Origin of the sequence: Streptomyces sp. NPDC048637 (assembly GCF_040650675.1) — a bacterium.
Classification (GTDB): Bacteria; Actinomycetota; Actinomycetes; order Streptomycetales; family Streptomycetaceae; genus Streptomyces.
On the sequence record NZ_JBEZHQ010000001.1, the window covers coordinates 254,135 to 271,025 of the forward strand.

Consider the following 16,891-nt stretch of genomic DNA (forward strand, 5'->3'; position numbering starts at 1 on the left):
ACCTCCGCGCGGTGCGCCGCGCCGCCGCCCCGTACGGGCCGCGATCAGGCGTGCAGTGTCAGAGGCGGGTGCGTCCCGTTCAGGTAGTGGTCACCGATGTCGCGGAGCCGGTGGGTGGGGGAGGTCTGCGCCGTCAGCACGCGGGCGTTGCGCCAGAACCTGTCGAACCCCAGGGGGCCGGCAGGGGAGCCGGTGCCCTGGGTGAGTTCCAGGACGCGGGTGGTGAGATGCATCGCGGAGCGGCTGGTGACGGCCTCGGCGGCGGCGACCAGCACCGCGATCTCGGCGCGCTGGTCCACCCCGAGCTCCGGCCCGGCGAGGAGACCCCGCGCCAGGGCCTCCGACGCCGATTCGGCCACGGCTGCGGCGGTGTGGGCGTCGGTCACCAATTCCCCGTACGCAAGGAGGAGATAGGGATCCGCACCCGGGCGGTCCGGGCAGGCGCCGTCGTCCCGCTCGGTGACCGGCCGGCTGCGCGGGGCGGCACGGATGATGTCCCGTGCCTCGGCCAGCGCTCCTTCGGCGATTCCCAGGCTGACCTGGACAAGGGCAAGCCGGAGCGCCAGAGGGGCGAGCGTGGCGAACGGGGCGAGGGCATGTTCATCGCGCGGAACGGCGCCGAGCACCTGGTCCGCGGGGACCGGGACACCGTCGAAGCTGATCCGGCCGGCCGCGGAGAGCCGCTGGCCGAGGCGGTCGTTCTCGGGGTCGGCCGCCACGCCCGGGTGGGCCGGGTCGACGCACACCACCAGGGACTCACCGGTATCGGTGCACACCGCGCCGAGCACCAGACGGTCGGCGACGGTCACGCCCGCGGCGAAGGACTGGCATCCGTGGAGGAGATATCCGCTGTCGGCCGGGGTGAGGGTGAGATCGGGCCCGGTCACCAGCTCCGTGTCCGGGAGGTCGATACCGCCGCCCCAGAGCCACTGCTCCGCGCTCGCCCGGAGTTCGAGTGCTTCGGCCCGTTCCGGCGTGCTGAAGAACCGTGCGCACCACGACAACACATAGTGGCGGCCCAGCAGTTCGCCGATGGAGCCGTCCGCTGCCGCGATCTCCCGGATGACCGCGCAGGCGGTGCGCCAGTCGCTGCCGCGCCCGGCGGGGCCGGGGGGTGTCAGCAGCGCGGGCAGGCCCGCCTCGCGCAGCCGGGCGAGCTCGTCGAACGGGGGCTTGCCCGCCCGGTCGCGGACGAGGGCGTCGACCGCGAGATCATCGGCGACCTCACGGGTGACGCGCAGCCAGATCTCTTCGTCGGTACCAGCCTTGACCTGCGGGGAAGCGGGCCGTGCGGGGGACTTCTGCGGTGTGGTGGCCTGGCCCGTCCGGTCGGCTGCGTCCGGTGCGGGCGTGGACAGCAGGCCACCGGCCGACGGCACGGAACGCGTCGGTGTGCGCACGCCCACCTCCTGGCTTCCCTAGTTTTCCCACTGGATTGATAGGGAAGAGAATGCTTCCGGACTGCGGGCGGATCAAGGGGCGTTCAAGGGGTGGACAGCCTCGTCTTGGCATCCGGACCGCCGGCCGGGAAGGGGGCGGCCCGTGGGCCCGCCGATCCGGAGGGCGCGCCCTAAGGGTTCGTCCAGGAATCAGGGTTCTCGGTCAGCTCCGCCACCCGCGGCGGCAGCTCGGCGGAGGCGACATCGGCCAGGGACACACCGTCGAGGATCTGGCGGACGTTCGCCCGCAGCGCGATCCACAGCGGCAGCAGTGACCGGGCGGGCCCGGTGTAGGACAGCTCCGGCGGCCGGACTCCGCGTACCGACACCAGCGGCCCGTCCACGACACGGATGACATCCGCGATGCTGATCGCCTCCGCCGGCTTGGCCAGCCGGTATCCGCCATTGCCGCCACGCCGGCTCTGCACCAGCCCGCCCCGGCGCATGTCGTTCAGGATGCCTTCGAGGAACTTGTGCGGAATGTCCTGGGCCTGGGCGATGGCCTCTGCCTTGAGCGGCCCCGCATCCCGGGCATCAGCGAGTTGCAGCGCGGCACGCACGGCATAGTCCGCTCTGGCTGAGATCCGCATGCCCCGCATTATCCCGCAAGGGACATGGCACGGATCCGCCGGGTGCTCCGGTGACCGCCGCCCCGCACTCCTCCGCCGTCCGGTTGCGAGCCCGGACGACCGGACGGACGCTCGACATACGGCATCGACTCCGAGGTGAGTGTCGTGGCAGACAAAGGCGCGCCGATCTCCGTCACCCAGCCCTCCACCCTGGAGACGCGCGGGCCGGGCAGCGTCAATGTGGCCCTCGTCGTCAATGGCGTCTCCCGGGTCCTGAACCTGGAACCACGGGTGAGTCTGCTGGACGCGCTGCGTGAGCAGATGGCCCTCACCGGTGCCAAAAAGGGCTGTGACCAGGGAACCTGCGGGGCGTGCACGGTCTGGGTCGACGGGCGCAGAGTGCTCGCCTGTCTGACCCTGGCCATCAGCTGCGAGGGCCGGGAAGTCACCACCGTCGAAGGCCTCGCCGAGGGCGATGAGCTGCACCCGATGCAACGCGCCTTTCTCGAACACGACGCCTTCCAGTGCGGGTACTGCACGCCCGGACAGATCATGTCGGCCGTCGCGCTGCTGAACGAAGGACATGCCGGGACCGACGGCGAGATCGCCGAGTGGATGAGCGGCAACATCTGCCGATGCGCGGCATATCCCCTTATCCGCTCCGCCATTCGCGAGATGCGGGACCGGAAGACAGGACAGTGATGTGCGTGCCATCAGCTACACCCGCGCGACGGACGTGCACAGCGCCGTCGCCGCGGTGACGAGTGATCCCGGTAGTTCCTTCCTCGCGGGCGGCACCACGGAAGTCGATCTGCTGCGGCTCGATGTGCTGCGGCCGCACCGTCTGGTGGACATCAACCGGCTGCCGCTGACCGGCGTCGAGGACCGTTCCGACGGGGGGCTGCTCATCGGTGCGCTGGCCCGGATGAGCGAGGTCGCGGAGGACCGCGCGGTCGTGGAGCGCTTCCCGATGCTGTCCCAGGCACTGCTGCTCGGGGCCTCCGCACAGTTGCGGCACATGGCCTCCATGGGCGGGAACCTGATGCAGCGGGTGCGGTGCGCCTACTACCGCGACCCCGAATCCGCGTGCAACAAGCGCCTTCCGGGGAGCGGCTGTTCCGCTCTGGAGGGCGTCAACCGCGGTCATGCGATCCTCGGCACGAGCGAGCACTGCATCGCCACCCACCCCTCGGACCTGGCGGTTGCCCTCGTCGCCCTGGACGCCGTGGTGCACGTGGAAGGCATGGACAGCACCCGCACCATCCCCGTCGACGACTTCTTCCTGCTCCCCGGTGACACGCCCGAGCGGGAGCATCCGCTCACACCCGGCGAACTCATCACCGCGATCGAGGTCCCCGCGCTGCCCATGGCGCGCAGTTCGCTGTACCTCAAGGTGCGGGACCGCGAGTCCTACGAGTTCGCCCTCGCTTCGGTGGCGGCGGCGCTGGCGCTGGAGAACGGAGTGATCCGTGAGGTCCGGCTCGCCCTCGGCGGGGTGGCGACCAAGCCGTGGCGCGCCCGCCGGGCCGAGGACCTCCTTATGGGGCAGCGCGCCGACGAGGACACGTTCGTCCGGGCCGCGGCCGCCGAACTGGCCCCTGCCGTCACCCGGCCGATGAACGCGTTCAAAGCGGAACTCGCCCGGCGGACCCTCGTCCGTGCCCTGCGGACCGCTGTCGCCAAGGGAGGCGGGACGGTATGACCACGGGCGCCACACTCGAAGCCGTCGGCCGGCCCGTCGATCGCGTCGACGGTCCCGCCAAAGTCACCGGACGCGGCCGCTATTCGGCGGAGATCACCCTGCCCAACACCGCGTACGCCGCCCTGGTCGGCGCCCGTACGGCCAGCGGGCGGATCACCGGAATCCGCACGGACGCCGCGGAGCGCGCCGACGGTGTGCTCGCCGTGCTGACCCACCAGAACCTGCCGAAGATCCCCGGCCGGCCCTCCCTGCTGCCGTCCCTGGCCGGTCACGCCGCCCCGGGAGAGAGCTTCTTCCCGCTGCAGGACGACATCGTCCACTACTTCGGCCAGCCCGTGGCGATGGTGATCGCGGACTCGCTCGAACGCGCCCAGTTCGCGGCCCGGCAGCTCCATGTCGACTATGACCGGCGCGCCTCCGTCACCACTCTGGAAGAGGGCAGGGACCAGGCCTATGAACCCGAGGCGATCTTCGCCGGGTTCCTTCCCGCACGCAGCGTCCGCGGTGATGTCGAGGCCGGCTTCAGGGCCGCGACCCAACGCCTCGAAGCCACCTACCATTTCGCGGCAAACCACCACAATCCCATCGAGCCCTCGGCCACCACAGCGGTCTGGGACGGGGACCGGCTCACCCTCTACGACGCCACCCAGGGCATTGTGGCGACCCAGAGCACCGTGGCGGCGCTGCTGGGCATCCCCCCGTCGAAGGTGCGGGTCCGGGCGTCGTTCGTCGGCGGGGGATTCGGCTGCAAAGCCATGATCTGGCCGCATGTCACCCTGGCGGCCCTGGCCGCACGGCAGGTGGGCCGGCCGGTCAAGCTGGCGCTCACCCGGGAGCAGATGTTCACCTCCTGCGGCCACCGCGAGGAGCAGGAACAACGCATCGAACTCGGGGCGACCGACGACGGACGGCTCACCGCCCTGCGCCACCACAAGCTCTCGCTGACCTCACCCTTCGACGAGTGGGCCGAACCCTCGCTCGGGATGGCCTCGCAGGCCTACGCCTGCCCCCACTACGAGGGCGTCTACCGGCTGATCCGCAGCAACACCATGACGCCCACCTTCACCCGCGGCCCCGGCGAGACCACGGGCATGTACGCCCTGGAATGCCTGATGGACGAGCTTGCCTACCGAATAGGCGTCGACCCGGTGCAGTTGCGGCTGCGCAACCACGCCGAGGCCGACCCCCACACCGGCCACCCCTGGTCGAGCGACGGCGCGGAGGAGTGCTACCGCCGGGGCGCGGCCCGCTTCGACTGGCAGTCACGCAACCCTGAACCCCGCTCCGAGCGGGACGGCAACTGGCTCATCGGCAAAGGCATGGCCACCGCCGGCTACCCCGTACTCTTCCCGATGCAGCCGCAGCGTGCCCGTGCCCGGCTCTACGCCGACGGCACCGCGGTGGTGCAGGCCGGCACCCAGGAGTTCGGCACCGGAGTGGGGACCGCCATGACCCAGGTCGCCGCCGACGGCCTGGGCGTCGCCCTGCGGAACATCCGGTTCGAGTACGGCGACACCGACCTGCCGAACGTCGCGGCCGCGGTCGGCTCGGCAGGTGCCGGAATGATCAGCGCCGCGGTGTACACGGCCGCCACCACGCTCCGCGACCAGATGATCGAGCAGGCGATCGCCGACCCCGGCTCCCCGCTGCACCACGCGGACCCCGCCACCGTCGTCGTCCGCGAGGGGCGGATGCAGCTCCGGGACCGGCCCGACACCGGCGAGACCTACCTCGCCCTGATGCAGCGTCACTTCATGACCGACCTGGAGGCGCTCGGCAGCTGGACCCCGCCACCGCAGAACCTGCCGTACGGGCTGGCCACCTTCGGCGCCCAGTTCGCCGAGGTCGCCGTCGACCCGGACCTCGGTACGGTCCGGGTGCGCCGCATGGTCGGCGCCTTCGCTCCCGGCCGGGTCCTCAACGCCAAGACCGCCCACAGCCAGGCCATGGGCGGCATGCTCTGGGGTCTCGGCCAGGCGCTGCTCGAAGGCAGCCTGGTCGACCCCCGCGACGGCCGCTGGGCGAACGCGAGCCTCGGCGAGTACCTGGTGCCGGTCAACGCCGACGCCCCCGATGTCGCCGTCGAGTTCGTGGAAGTGGCGGACACGGTCGTCAACCCGCTCGGCGTCAAGGGCCTCGGCGAAGTCGGCATGGTCGGCGCCGCGGCGGCCATCGCCAACGCCGTCTTCCACGCGACCGGATACCGCGCACGGGAACTGCCGATCAGGATCGAGCACCTGCTGTAGGAAGATCCGGCCTGCCTGGTGACGGCGGAGGTCCGGCCCGCCCGGTGACCGCGGAGATCTGGCCTGCCCGGTGACCGCGGCGACCCCGGCCCGCTCGGTGACGGCGGCGCCCCCCGGCCCGGCCCGCCCGGCACCCCGCCCCGCCCCGGACATCCCGCCCACTTCCGCGGACCCTGGACCGTGGCCAAGGACGCGCGGGCCGTATGACGCATGATGTCGGCAGGCGGCGGTCACCTCGGAGGCGCACATGTACGGACACAGTGGTACCGGCCGGGTCCTGCTGGTGGATGATGACGCGGCGATCCGGCGGTCGCTCGGCCGCGGGCTGCGGCTCAACGGTTTCACCGTGGGGCTGGCGGAGGGCGGCAGAGCCGCGCTGGAGCGGATGGCGCAGACTCCGCCGGATGTCGTGGTCCTCGACATCTCGATGCCCGATCTCGATGGGATCGCGGTGTGCCGACGCCTGCGGGAGCACGGCAACGACATACCGGTGCTGATGCTGTCCGCGCTCGACGAGGTCGCCGACCGGGTGGCCGGGCTGCAGGCCGGCGGGGACGACTATCTCGTCAAACCGTTCGCCCTGGACGAGCTGGTGCTGCGGCTGCAGGCGCTGCTGCGCCGCCGGCCGCCCGCCCCCACCGATGCCGTCCGCGTCGGCGGCCTGACACTCGATCCGGCAGCGCACCGCGCACAGCGCGACGGCCGGGAACTCGCCCTGACACGACGGGAGTTCGCCCTGCTGGAGGTCCTGGCCCGGAACGCCGGACAGGTACTGACCCGCGACCAGCTGCTGGAGCGTGTCTGGGGCTATGACTTCGAGGTGCGCACCGACGCGGTGGACACCTTCGTCAGCTATCTGCGGCGCAAGCTGGAAGCGGACGGACGCAGCCGGCTCGTGCACACCGTGCGCGGCGTCGGCTTCGTACTGCGGGACGACGAGAGCGGGGCCGCGCGATGAGGCTGTCGACCCGGATCGCGCTGGTGGTCGGGACGGTGGTGCCGCTGCTGGTGGTGGCGTCCGGCTGGCTGCTGGTCCAGCTGGTGGGCAGGGATCTGCGCACCCAGGCGGACCAGCGCCTCACCGATCGTGCGCAGAGCGTGGCCGGGGCGGCGCGCGGCCTGTTGCGCGCCACCTCGCACGACCGGCCGCGCGCCGAGCAGGCCCGGCAACGGAAGCTGTTCACCGCCGCCCTGGATGTCGGCGTCCGGCTCGCCGGCCCCGGCGGCACCGTCATGGACGGTCCACAGCCCGCCACGTCGGTGCCGCTGCCCGCGGAAACGGCCCGTCCGGCCACCGTGCGTGCGCGGGGGGAGAGCTGGCGGGTGCTCGCTGTACCGGTCACCGGCGGCGGACCCCGGGTGCACGGGACGCTGTGGCTGTTCTCCCCGGACACCGCGCGCGAGGCGCAGCTCGGGATGGTGCGCCGCAGGGTGGTCACGGTGGCGCTGCTGGCCGCTCCGCTGGCCGGTGCCGTGGCCTGGGTGCTGGCCGCCCGCGCGGCCCGGCCGTTGCGACGTCTGCAGCAGGCGGCCGGTGGCCTGGACCCCTACCGCAGCGCCGCTCGGCTGACCCATGCCCCGACCCGGATCACCGAGGTGGACGACCTCGCCCGGACGCTGCAGACCTTCCTGACCCGGTACGACGAGCAGGCTGCCCGTACGGTCGAGGCGCTGGCCGCGGCCCGTTCGTTCTCCGCCGCGGCCTCCCACGAACTGCGCACACCCCTGATGAGCATGCAGACCAACCTCGACATCCTCGACGCGTTCCAGGATCTCGACGCCGCCGACCGGGCGGAGACGGTGCGGGATCTGCGGCATGAACACGCCCGGCTGCTGGGCCTCTTGGTGATGCTGCGGGCGCTGGCGCAGGGCGATCTGGTGGAGGCGGACGCCTTCGCCCGCGTCGACCTGGCCGATCTTGCCGATGAGGCCGCCGCCGATCTGCGGCGCAGGCACCCCGGGGCGGAGGTGGTGGTCCACAGCAGCTCGGGGCTGCGGCTCCACGCATGGCAGCCCGGGCTGCGTTCGATGCTGGACAACCTCCTCACGAACGCGCTCGTCCACGGCCGGTCCGGCCAGGCCCCGGGCTATGTCGCCCTCTCCCTCCGCGCCGGTGAGGAGAGAGGGGTCCCCGGCATCGTCCTCAGCGTCGACGACCGGGGGCCGGGCGTGCCGCCGCAGCGACGGGAGGCCGTTTTCCGGCGCTTCCATCGCCGTCCGGACAGTCCGGGCTCCGGCCTCGGCCTCACCCTGGTCGCGCAACAGGCCGCCCTGCACCGGGCGACCCTGCGGGTTCTGGACGGCCCCGGGGGCCGGGGCGCCCGCTTCGAGGTCACGTTCCCGGCCGCGCCCGCCGCCGACCGTCCGCACCGCCCCGCGCTGCCCGCGCACCGCGACTGGCTGGCGGACCCCGCCGGGCGGCCACAGAGTTTCCACAAAGAACCTCCCTAACTTCTCCTCGCGGACGGGCACCCGGCCCGCCCGATGAGGAGGAACGTCATGCGTACCCGGACCATCGCCCTCTCTTCGGTGGCGGCCTGTACCGCCCTGCTGGGCATCGCAGGCACCGCCGCCGCGGACGGCGCCCCGGCACCGTCCGCCACCGCCAAGCACGGCACGGGTGACGGAGCACAGGCTCTCTGCAAGCGCGTCCCGAAGATCGACAAGCGCCTTGACAAGGCACTCCGGCGCCTGCAGGGCAAGGCCGGAGTCCGCGGTTCCGTCGCCCGGCTGGAGAAGCGTGCGGAGAAGGCGAAGGCCGTCGGGCACACCGAGATCGCCACCTTCCTCAACCACAAGCTCACCCACCGCAGGTCCCTCGTTCCCACGCTCCAGCAACGGCAGAAGGACCTCGCCAAGGTCGCCACCTGGTGCCGTACACACCACAACGCGGCTGCCTCGTGACCCGCACCGGCCAGGCCGCCGTGCTCGTGGCGACCACCCTCGTGTGCGGAGTGCTCGTCGCCGGATGCGGAAACGGGGTCCGTACCGAGGGCGATGCCGCCCCGGTGACACCCGCGCCCGCCTCGCCGGCCCCCACCGACCTGGCGGGCATGGAGAAACTGGTGGACGGCGCCGAGAGCGCGGCCGCCGCCGCGGACTCCGACACGGCCGCGGACTCCGAAACCGCCGCCGACCGTTGAACACCCCGCACCGAAGCCGGGGCGTACACCGCACCGTGACGGCGCGGCGTACGGGGGCGGACAGCGGCGCACTCCACTGGCGCAACAAGGCGTCACGGCTACCGGAGGTGCGGCCCGAGCGCCTGTAGCCTGCCGTCACACTGAGGCGGGGGCCCCGCGTGTCCGGTCCCGGGCATGCGCGTTCATGTGCCGGAAGGACGTCACCATGCCCACGGACGTACACCCCGGCCCGCTGCGCGTACTTGTTCTCGGTGCTTCGCTGCGGGCCGGTTCGACCAATGCCCGTCTGGCCGCCCTGGTGGGCAGCATGATGACCGAGGCCGGCGCCACCGTGGATCTCGCCACGATGCGGGAATTCGATATGCCGCTGTACGACGGCGATGTGGAGGAGGCGCAAGGGCTGCCGGACGGCGCGCTGGCGCTGCGGGACCGGCTCGAACGGTGCGACGCCTTTGTGCTCTCCTCACCCGAGTACAACGCCTCCGTGCCGGGGGTGGTGAAGAACGCGATCGACTGGGTCTCACGGGTCCGGCCGCAGCCGTTCAAGACCAAGCACGCGCTGCTGGTCTCTGCCTCTCCGTCCCTGGTCGGCGGCAACCGAGGACTGTGGGTGCTGCGGGTGCCGCTGGAACATCTCGGCACCCGCGTCTACCCGGACATGTTCAGCCTGGCCGAGGCCCACCAGGGTTTCACCGAGGACGGGCAGCTGACCGACCCCGCGCTGCAGCAGCGCCTGAAGGAGACCGTCACGGCGTTCCTTCGTCTCGTGGAGGCCGATGTGCGCCATGTCTGTCTGCAGCGCCGGTGGTACGAGTTCCCGGGGGACCGCACCGGGGCCCCGGTCACCCAGCGGGCGGAGACTGAGCGGGCGGCTGACGGCGGCGCCCGCCCGCCCGTTGCGGCGGCCGCCACAAAGGGGCGGTAGCGGACCTCGCTCCGCTACCGCCCCTGGTATGTACGGGGACGCTGTACCGGTGCGGCACCCGTGAGAACGAGCGCCGGAACGGCTGCTCCTAGGCGGAGGCAAGACGAGCCCGGTGCCGAGCGGCCCGACGCCGCATGGCACGCCGCTCGTCCTCGCTCATACCGCCCCAGACACCCGTATCCTGCCGGGATTCGAGCGCCCACTGGAGACACTGCCCCATCACCGGGCAGCGGCGGCAGACGGCCTTGGCCTCCTCGATCTGCAGAAGCGCGGGGCCGGTGTTGCCGACGGGAAAGAAAAGTTCCGGGTCCGCTTCGCGGCACACCGCGTCGTGACGCCAGTCCATGAATACCTCCGTTCACCGCGGCGGGGCGCGGTAGCTGTCCAGTGCGGCACGGTGTCGGGTCGGCCGGCTGCTTCGGCAGCCTCCTTACCCGGACGCCTGCTGTCCTCGCGTGCCCGATCCTGCGCCCACAATGCGTCGCCGTTCCCAACGAACACATTCCTCCCCGAAGTGATCACATTCGGGCCCGGCACGGCCACGACGGCGGACCGCAGTCCGTCACACACCTGAGTGCCGATGCCAGGACTCGGCCAAGGCGGCCTGCGACCATGCTCCTTGACTCCTGTGAACGGGCGTGAACTGATGTTTGTACGCGTACAAATGGGACGCGCACACAGGGGAGGGGCGCATGCTGGACGGGCTGAGTGAGTACTGCACCGGGACGCTGGCGGAACACGGCTGTCCGTCGGTCTCCGTGGCGGTGGCCGAGCGCGGCGAGGTGATCCTCGCCGCGGCCTACGGGACGGCCGATGCCGCCACCGGCCGTCCGGCCACGCCGGACACGGTGTACGGGCTGGCTTCCATCACCAAGCCGATGACCGCAACCGCCGTCTGCCACGCGGCCGACGAAGGACTCCTGGACCTCGACGCCCCCGTCCCGCTGCCGGGCGCCGACCGGTGGCCGGCCCCCACCGCACGCCAACTGCTCCAGCACAGGGGCGGCTTGGGGGCGTACTACGACTGGGACTACGGCGACGGCGAGCGGGTCCACGACCCGGACCGCTACGCCGTGCCGTACCGCACCCCGGGGACCGGCTTCGGCTACGCCAACCTCGGCTACCGCTTCCTCGGCCGGCTGCTGGAGCAGGCCACCGGCCAGGAACTGGGCGCCGGCGTCCGCGCACGGGTCTTCGAGCCGCTCGGGCTCACCGGCTGCCATGTCGGGCGGGTATACCCGGGCTCGGCATCGTCGGCGCTGAGGTACACGTCCGACGGCCGTGCCTACCCGGATTACGACTGCAGCCACCCGGGCGCGACCCTCGGCTGGGCCCCGGCCGGTGAACTGGCGCTGTTCGCCCAGTCCTACGACCGTCTGCTGAAGCCGGAGACCGCGGCGGCCGTACGGCAGGCGCTGCCGGTCAACGAGCATCTGGGATACGGGCTGGGCTGGTGCCTGTCCTCGGGCGACGGTCCGCTGGTGCAGAGCCACGGCGGTGGCGGGCCCGGAGTGGCCGCGATGACCGTCGCGGTACCCGAGCGGCAGCTCTCCGTCGCGGTGCTCACCAACTCCACGAACAAGGCGGCCCGTGACGCGATCCTCCGGTACGTACTGGGTGAACTCGTCCCGGACTGGATCGCCGAGTCGATCACGCCCGTGGTCGCCGATCCGCCGCGCCCGATGATGCTGCCGGAGGGCGACTGGACGGGCCGGATCAGCGCGCCCGAGCGGGAAGTGCCGGTCACCCTCCGCGTGCTGCCGGGCCGGCAGGCCGAACTGCGACTGGCCGGCGCGAGCGCCACCATCGCGGCGAGCGCCTCGGCAGCCTGGGACCTGCGCGCGTCCTTCCCGCTGCAGCTCCCGACCGCGGACGCCCGCATCAACAGCCCGGAGCTGGGACTCGGCCTCCGGCTCGAAAGGGGCGCGCTGACCGGGGAGGCCCACGCCTACAAGAACGGCGATGCCGACGGCCGGCTCGGCAACTTCCTGAGCCACCCCTGCACCCTGGAACCGGCCTGAGCGGCCGTCCCCGCAGGCGCCACCAACCGGTGGCGGCCGGGCGGCGGGGCACCGTGTCCACCGGAAGCCGCACCGGCCGCTCGCCGGCGAGCGCCTCAACGCGTCGCGCCAGGCCCACCGTCCTCGTCAACGGCCCGCCCGGAGCCGGAAAGACGACGCTTGCGCGGGCACTGGCGGACGCGTTGGCGCTCCGGCTCTTCAGCAAGGACCCGAGGGGCGAACGGAATCAGAGAGAGAACATGAAACAGGGGAGTACGGGAACGTGCGGAGGTGACTACGGTCGAATCCCGGCCCGGCGCAGGTCGGTCGGGCAGCTCTGATCAGGAGGTTGACGCGGATGCTGGTTCTCGGGCGTTCGCAGGTCGAGGCGCTGCTCGACCTGGAGGCACTGATCGACGCCCTGGCGTCGGCGATGACGGATCTCAGCGCGGGCCGTGCTTCCGCCCCGGACCGCGTCGCCGCACTGGTCCCGGAACGGGACGGCTTCCTGGCGGCCATGCCGGGCTTCGTGCCGTCGGCCGGGGTGCTCATGAGCAAGCTGGTCTCCGTCTTTCCGCACAACGGCGGCACCCCGGTGCCGACCCACCAGGCACTGATCGTCGCCTTCGATCCGCACACCGGTGAGCCCACGGCGTTGTTGGACGGTACGGCGATCACCGCGGCGCGGACCGCCGCCGGCTCGGCGCTCTCGGCACGTCTGCTGGCCCGTGAGGACGCCTCGGTGCTGGCCGTTCTGGGCACCGGAGCGCAGGCGCGGTCGCACGCCGAAGCGATGTGCCGGGTGCGCCCGATCCGGCAGATCCGCGTGGCCGGCCGCGACCGGGCGAAGGCGACCGCCCTGGCCGATGAACTGTCCGCCACGCTCCAGGTACCCGTCGAGGCGGCAGCCACCTACGCCGAGGCGCTCGACGGTGCCGATATCGCCGCCGCGGCCACCCACGCCGTCGACCCCGTCATCCGCCGTTCCTGGCTGACACCAGGAGTGCATGTGACCTCGGTGGGCTTCAACCCGGCCGGCCGGGAGGTCGACGATGCCACGGTCGCCGAAGCGCTGGTGTGCGTCGAGTCGCGGCAGGCCGCGCTGGCCCCCTTCCCCGCGGGCAGCAACGATCTGCTGCTCCCCCTCCGCGACGGCGTCATCACGGAAGGGCATGTGCACGCCGAACTGGGCGAACTCCTCGCCGGCCGCGTCCCGGGCCGCTCCTCGGACCAGCAGATCACCCTCTACAAATCCGTCGGCGTGGCGGTGCAGGACGCCGCGGCCGCGGCCCTGGTCGTCGACGCCGCCCGGAAGCAGTCGGTCGGGGCGGAGATCCGGCTGGAGTGACGCGGTAGGAGCCACCGGAATCGCCCGCGGGCCCGGCCGGCCGGCTGGGCGGCCTGCCCGCGGGCCGTGGGACGTGCCGGGGACGGATTCCCGGTTCGGCGCAGCAGCCAGGACGGACACCGGTCCCGGAAGCCGGGGCCGGGCCCCTACCGACTCCTCGCGGGCTGCGGGCGGGCGTCGAGACGGTGCTGCAGTGCGCCCTTCGGGCCGAACACGTCCATCAAGTAGCCCTGCTTCAGCGAAAGGCCCTCTTCGCGCTTCAGGAACCCGATGAGGGAATCCTTCAGCTCGTCGAACGTATCGCCGTCGTCATCCGGGTTGTGCGTCCACACGATCAGCAGAGGGACGTCGTTGGGGCCGGACTTCCGCTGAATGCCGTACACCTCGTGAGCCCCGCCGGACCGCCGGTAGCGGTCGGCCAGTTGGGCCGCGGCACCGGGTACGACGGTCGTGGTGGCCGTGGGGCCCGGGGTCTCCGAGGGACGGCCGGAGTGGGTGCCACGGTCCGCGGTGCAGCCGGACAGCAGGAGGACGGCTCCGACACAGACCAGCGCCGCCGAGCGGGCTCTTCGTTTCATTGCAGCATTCTCACCCGCCCGCTGAGGCACGACCGGCCCCGCCCCATGGACCGTTCCGGAGCCGCCAACGGCTGGGTCCCCGGCGCCGGTTCCGAGCCCAGGCATCCGCCTTCTGACGTCCGCTTCCTGGCGTCTGCCTCCTGGCATCAGCCTCCTGACGTCCGCCTCCTGACGTCCGCGGATCACCGGTGTGCCGTGCCGGGGCGGACCCGGCCGTTCGCTGCTTCAGCGTCCGTACGTCCGGTGGCACAGCCGCAGCAGATCCGCCCGGACGCGGCCGGCGGCCATCCGGCACACCACACCGGCATCGATCGTCGAGCGGGGCCGCGGCGGCCGCCGGAGCGCGCGCGGTGACGCAGCCACGTGGTGCCGCTGCCGCGGCGCCGTGCGTACCGGTACCGGCCGCGGCCTCGACGGCGCGGAGCGGGCGGGCTGCGGCACCGGCCGTCCCACGGGCCGCCGTTCCGCCCGGCTTCCCGGCGCGGCGTGCCGGGGAACGGCCTGCCCCTTCCGATGCGCCGCGGGCCGCTTCGCCTTCCTCCGCACGGATGCCACGTCCACCAGCTGCTCACGCGACGATCCCTCGGTGGGCATCAGCAGCGGCGAGGGCCGGGCCGGGGCGACCGTGCGTCCGCCCGGTGCGGGACCGGGGTCGTGCGGGGAGCCGTCGGCGGGAAGGGACACACAGCCGCCGGCGGCCAGGAGAACGGCCGTCACTGCGACGAGGCGAAGGAGGAGAGGGCGCACGCCTTCACGGTGTCGGAGGCCCGTGAGCTGTCCAAACGACGCGCCGGTCGGCCACGCGGACGAAGGACACATACGAACTCCCGTGGCACTCCCGAGCCGGCGAAAGCGGTCCGAACGCGAGGGTGCGGGCGGCTCCCCGGTGGCGGGTGCCGCCCCGGGTCTCCCCTCACGCCTCCGCGGCGGCGAACGCCCGCGTCACCTCCTCGGCCACGACCTTCGCGCCCGGCGCGAACCACCGTCGCCGGTGCCGGACGAGCTGAACCGGCACGGGCGGGGCCTCGGGGCCCTTCAACACGGCCAACCGGCCCTCACGAAGGGCGCGTTCGACCGTCACACGGGGGAGCAGCGTCAGTCCGAGGCCGGCCGCGACGCACGACCGGGCGGCGTCGATGCTGCCGAACCGGGTGATGCGTGGCCGGGCACCGGGCAGGCTCAGCAGCGTCCGCACGAGCCGGTCACTGTACGAGCACCCCTCCTCGTGTACGAAGAAGCACTCCTGCGCCAGCTCGTCCCAGCCGGCCGCCCGCGCCGCGAGCGGATGACCGGGTGCTGCGACATACACCAACGGCTCGCTCGCGATCCTGCGGGCCAGCAGATCGTTGTCGGCGACCTCCGGCTCCAGCAGCAGCGCGAGGTCGAGCCGGCCCGTGCGCAGGCCGTCCACCGCCGCGGCCGTGCTGACGGCGTGCAGTTGGACATCCAGCTGAGGATGCGCGTGCCGCAGAGCGGCGATCACGCCCGGCAGCCGTGCGGAGCACAGCGAATCACCCGCGCCGACGACGACCTGACCCTCGGCCGTCCCGCCCTCGGTGTCCCGCTGCCCGGCCGCCGCCGTCGCACGGAGCCGGGCCACCGCGTCGAGTACGTCCTCGGCCTCTTCCAGCAGCCGCTGCCCGGCCCGGGTCGGGATCGTCCCCGACGGCATCCGGTCGAACAGCGGGGTCCCCAACTCCTTCTCCAGGGTGCGGATCTGGACGGTGACCGTGGACTGGGCGAGATGGAGGGCGCGGGCCGCGGCGGTGAAACTTCCCGCGCGGGCGAGGGTCACGAAGGTACGCAGAAGTCTGGTGTCCACCCGCGCACGCTATCGCGAGATCCGATGGGCATGAGCGATATCCATCGTTGGACGCGATCCGGCTCCGGTGTCATCGTGGGACCCATGACCACACAGACGGCCCCCACCGGTCCGAACCCGCTCCCGCACACCGTCGAGCCGGACCCCCTCCAGAACCCGGACAGCATGGATATCGAGGTGCTGCGCTACTCCGCCTTCACCACCGACCCCGCGGGCGGCAACCCGGCCGGTGTGGTGCTCGACGCCGAGGGACTCGACGACGCGCGGATGCTCGCCGTGGCGGCGGAGGTCGGGTACTCGGAGACCGCGTTCGTCACGGCACAGGACGCGGCCGCGCGCCGTTACCGGCTGCGGTACTTCAGCCCTCGCGCCGAAGTGGCGTTCTGCGGACATGCCACCATCGCGACGGCCGTCGCCCTCGCCTCCCGAACCGGAACCGGCGAGCTGCTGTTCGAGACGCCCGCGGGTGAGATCCGGGTGGGTACCAGCCTGGACGGCGGGCTGGTCCGCGCCACGCTGACCAGCGTGCCGGCACACTCCCACCCGGCCCGGGACACCCAGGTCGAGCCGGTGCTGCGCGCGCTCCGCTGGAGCCGCGACGATCTGGACACCGGCCTTCCGCCCCACGTCGCCTTCGCGGGCAACGACCACCTGGTCCTCGCGGTCCGGAGCCGGGAGCAACTGGCCGCCCTCGACTACGACTTCGACGCGCTGCACGCCCTCATGCGGCAGCACGGCTGGACCACCGTGCACCTCGTCCACCGCGAGGCCGCTGACCGCCTCGACTTCCACGCCCGTGATCCGTTCCCGGTCGGCGGCGTCGTGGAAGACCCGGCCACCGGCGCTGCGGCCGCGGCTTTCGGAGGCTATCTGCGCGCCCTGGGCCTGGTCACCGAGCCCCTGCGGGTGCACATCCGGCAGGGCGAGGACATGGGTCGCCCCAGCGACCTCTATGTCGACCTCCACCCCGATGACCCGCGGGTGCAGGTGACGGGACAAGCCGTACCCCTCCAGGCTCCGCAACGCTGAGCCGAGGGGCGGGGGAGGGGGGACAGGTGACCCGACCGCTGACCTCACCTGACCCCCGCCCCTCGGTCCCGACGAGACCTCAACGACCGT

The 16,891-nt window shown here is 72.4% G+C and carries 18 protein-coding genes; 12 read left to right on the top strand and 6 right to left on the bottom strand.

Features of this window, described 5'->3' with window-relative positions:
* Nucleotides 1-44: 44 nt before the first annotated feature.
* Nucleotides 45-1,400, bottom strand: coding sequence for an acyl-CoA dehydrogenase family protein (locus tag AB0C46_RS01275; protein ID WP_362824760.1), 1,356 nt, complete (start codon nucleotides 1,398-1,400; stop codon nucleotides 45-47).
* A gap of 170 nt (nucleotides 1,401-1,570) precedes the next feature.
* Nucleotides 1,571-2,029 carry an Rrf2 family transcriptional regulator gene (locus AB0C46_RS01280; RefSeq protein ID WP_362824761.1) on the bottom strand — a complete coding sequence of 153 codons (459 nt, stop codon included), beginning with the start codon at nucleotides 2,027-2,029 and terminating at the stop codon, nucleotides 1,571-1,573.
* A 144-nt stretch (nucleotides 2,030-2,173) separates the two neighbouring features.
* Between AB0C46_RS01280 and AB0C46_RS01285 the strand changes: the two genes are divergently transcribed.
* The 8 genes from AB0C46_RS01285 to AB0C46_RS01320 all read left to right on the top strand — a co-directional run bounded on the left by AB0C46_RS01285 (nucleotide 2,174) and on the right by AB0C46_RS01320 (nucleotide 10,024).
* Entirely contained in the window at nucleotides 2,174-2,710 is a 537-nt protein-coding gene (locus tag AB0C46_RS01285; protein ID WP_362824763.1) for a (2Fe-2S)-binding protein, read from the top strand.
* A 1-nt stretch (nucleotide 2,711) separates the two neighbouring features.
* A complete protein-coding gene (locus tag AB0C46_RS01290) occupies nucleotides 2,712-3,710 on the top strand; it encodes a xanthine dehydrogenase family protein subunit M (RefSeq protein ID WP_362824764.1) in 999 nt (332 codons plus the stop codon).
* On the top strand, nucleotides 3,707-5,956 hold the full coding sequence (locus AB0C46_RS01295) for a xanthine dehydrogenase family protein molybdopterin-binding subunit (protein WP_362824766.1): 2,250 nt from the start codon (nucleotides 3,707-3,709) through the stop codon (nucleotides 5,954-5,956). The genes AB0C46_RS01290 and AB0C46_RS01295 overlap by 4 nt, the downstream gene beginning before the upstream one ends.
* A 247-nt stretch (nucleotides 5,957-6,203) precedes the next feature.
* Nucleotides 6,204-6,914 (top strand): response regulator transcription factor, encoded by a 711-nt coding sequence (locus tag AB0C46_RS01300; protein ID WP_362824767.1) that lies wholly within the window; start codon nucleotides 6,204-6,206, stop codon nucleotides 6,912-6,914.
* Nucleotides 6,911-8,407, top strand: a complete 1,497-nt coding sequence (locus AB0C46_RS01305) for a HAMP domain-containing sensor histidine kinase (protein WP_362824769.1) — start codon at nucleotides 6,911-6,913, stop codon at nucleotides 8,405-8,407. The genes AB0C46_RS01300 and AB0C46_RS01305 overlap by 4 nt, the downstream gene beginning before the upstream one ends.
* Nucleotides 8,408-8,455: 48 nt before the next feature.
* Nucleotides 8,456-8,860 carry a hypothetical protein gene (locus AB0C46_RS01310; protein WP_362824770.1) on the top strand — a complete coding sequence of 135 codons (405 nt, stop codon included), beginning with the start codon at nucleotides 8,456-8,458 and terminating at the stop codon, nucleotides 8,858-8,860.
* Entirely contained in the window at nucleotides 8,857-9,099 is a 243-nt protein-coding gene (locus tag AB0C46_RS01315; RefSeq protein ID WP_362824772.1) for a hypothetical protein, read from the top strand. Before AB0C46_RS01310 ends, AB0C46_RS01315 begins: the two co-directional genes overlap by 4 nt.
* 205 nt (nucleotides 9,100-9,304) lie before the next feature.
* Nucleotides 9,305-10,024, top strand: a complete 720-nt coding sequence (locus AB0C46_RS01320; RefSeq protein ID WP_362824774.1) for an NAD(P)H-dependent oxidoreductase — start codon at nucleotides 9,305-9,307, stop codon at nucleotides 10,022-10,024.
* 88 nt (nucleotides 10,025-10,112) lie between these two features.
* Here the strand turns inward: AB0C46_RS01320 and AB0C46_RS01325 are convergent, their stop codons facing one another.
* Nucleotides 10,113-10,370: a WhiB family transcriptional regulator gene (locus AB0C46_RS01325; protein WP_190146001.1), complete on the bottom strand. Its 258-nt coding sequence runs from the start codon at nucleotides 10,368-10,370 to the stop codon at nucleotides 10,113-10,115.
* A gap of 346 nt (nucleotides 10,371-10,716) precedes the next feature.
* Here AB0C46_RS01325 and AB0C46_RS01330 point away from each other — a divergent pair, with 346 nt between their 5' ends.
* Genes AB0C46_RS01330 through AB0C46_RS01340 form a run of 3 tightly spaced genes read left to right on the top strand, consistent with a single transcriptional unit; the run spans nucleotide 10,717 to nucleotide 13,372 of the window.
* Nucleotides 10,717-12,045: a serine hydrolase domain-containing protein gene (locus AB0C46_RS01330; protein WP_362824776.1), complete on the top strand. Its 1,329-nt coding sequence runs from the start codon at nucleotides 10,717-10,719 to the stop codon at nucleotides 12,043-12,045.
* 53 nt (nucleotides 12,046-12,098) lie between these two features.
* Complete coding sequence (locus AB0C46_RS01335; RefSeq protein WP_362824778.1) at nucleotides 12,099-12,365, top strand: AAA family ATPase; 267 nt, start codon at nucleotides 12,099-12,101, stop codon at nucleotides 12,363-12,365.
* A gap of 17 nt (nucleotides 12,366-12,382) precedes the next feature.
* Nucleotides 12,383-13,372 (top strand): ornithine cyclodeaminase family protein, encoded by a 990-nt coding sequence (locus AB0C46_RS01340; protein WP_362824779.1) that lies wholly within the window; start codon nucleotides 12,383-12,385, stop codon nucleotides 13,370-13,372.
* 146 nt (nucleotides 13,373-13,518) lie between these two features.
* On the opposite strand, the gene AB0C46_RS01345 is transcribed toward AB0C46_RS01340, so the two are convergent.
* The 3 genes from AB0C46_RS01345 to AB0C46_RS01355 form a co-directional block, all read right to left on the bottom strand.
* Nucleotides 13,519-13,950 (bottom strand): hypothetical protein, encoded by a 432-nt coding sequence (locus AB0C46_RS01345; RefSeq protein ID WP_362824781.1) that lies wholly within the window; start codon nucleotides 13,948-13,950, stop codon nucleotides 13,519-13,521.
* Nucleotides 13,951-14,175: 225 nt separating this feature from the next.
* Entirely contained in the window at nucleotides 14,176-14,667 is a 492-nt protein-coding gene (locus AB0C46_RS01350) for a hypothetical protein (RefSeq protein ID WP_362824783.1), read from the bottom strand.
* 196 nt (nucleotides 14,668-14,863) lie between these two features.
* The gene (locus tag AB0C46_RS01355; protein ID WP_362824784.1) at nucleotides 14,864-15,772 is read right to left on the bottom strand and encodes a LysR family transcriptional regulator; all 909 of its coding nucleotides are present in this window, start codon (nucleotides 15,770-15,772) and stop codon (nucleotides 14,864-14,866) included.
* Nucleotides 15,773-15,937: 165 nt separating this feature from the next.
* Here AB0C46_RS01355 and AB0C46_RS01360 point away from each other — a divergent pair, with 165 nt between their 5' ends.
* Nucleotides 15,938-16,801, top strand: coding sequence for a PhzF family phenazine biosynthesis isomerase (locus AB0C46_RS01360; protein WP_362825151.1), 864 nt, complete (start codon nucleotides 15,938-15,940; stop codon nucleotides 16,799-16,801).
* Nucleotides 16,802-16,891: the final 90 nt, after the last annotated feature.

What these genes read in the sequence shown, in the direction of transcription:
- AB0C46_RS01340 (WP_362824779.1), top strand. Translation starts at nt 12,383, where the DNA reads ATGCTGGTTCTCGGGCGTTCGCAGGTCGAGGCGCTGCTCGACCTGGAG.
- AB0C46_RS01345 (WP_362824781.1), bottom strand. Translation starts at nt 13,950, where the DNA reads ATGAAACGAAGAGCCCGCTCGGCGGCGCTGGTCTGTGTCGGAGCCGTC.
- AB0C46_RS01330 (WP_362824776.1), top strand. Translation starts at nt 10,717, where the DNA reads ATGCTGGACGGGCTGAGTGAGTACTGCACCGGGACGCTGGCGGAACAC.
- AB0C46_RS01280 (WP_362824761.1), bottom strand. Translation starts at nt 2,029, where the DNA reads ATGCGGATCTCAGCCAGAGCGGACTATGCCGTGCGTGCCGCGCTGCAA.
- AB0C46_RS01360 (WP_362825151.1), top strand. Translation starts at nt 15,938, where the DNA reads ATGGATATCGAGGTGCTGCGCTACTCCGCCTTCACCACCGACCCCGCG.
- AB0C46_RS01325 (WP_190146001.1), bottom strand. Translation starts at nt 10,370, where the DNA reads ATGGACTGGCGTCACGACGCGGTGTGCCGCGAAGCGGACCCGGAACTT.
- AB0C46_RS01295 (WP_362824766.1), top strand. Translation starts at nt 3,707, where the DNA reads ATGACCACGGGCGCCACACTCGAAGCCGTCGGCCGGCCCGTCGATCGC.
- AB0C46_RS01305 (WP_362824769.1), top strand. Translation starts at nt 6,911, where the DNA reads ATGAGGCTGTCGACCCGGATCGCGCTGGTGGTCGGGACGGTGGTGCCG.
- AB0C46_RS01310 (WP_362824770.1), top strand. Translation starts at nt 8,456, where the DNA reads ATGCGTACCCGGACCATCGCCCTCTCTTCGGTGGCGGCCTGTACCGCC.
- AB0C46_RS01300 (WP_362824767.1), top strand. Translation starts at nt 6,204, where the DNA reads ATGTACGGACACAGTGGTACCGGCCGGGTCCTGCTGGTGGATGATGAC.
- AB0C46_RS01320 (WP_362824774.1), top strand. Translation starts at nt 9,305, where the DNA reads ATGCCCACGGACGTACACCCCGGCCCGCTGCGCGTACTTGTTCTCGGT.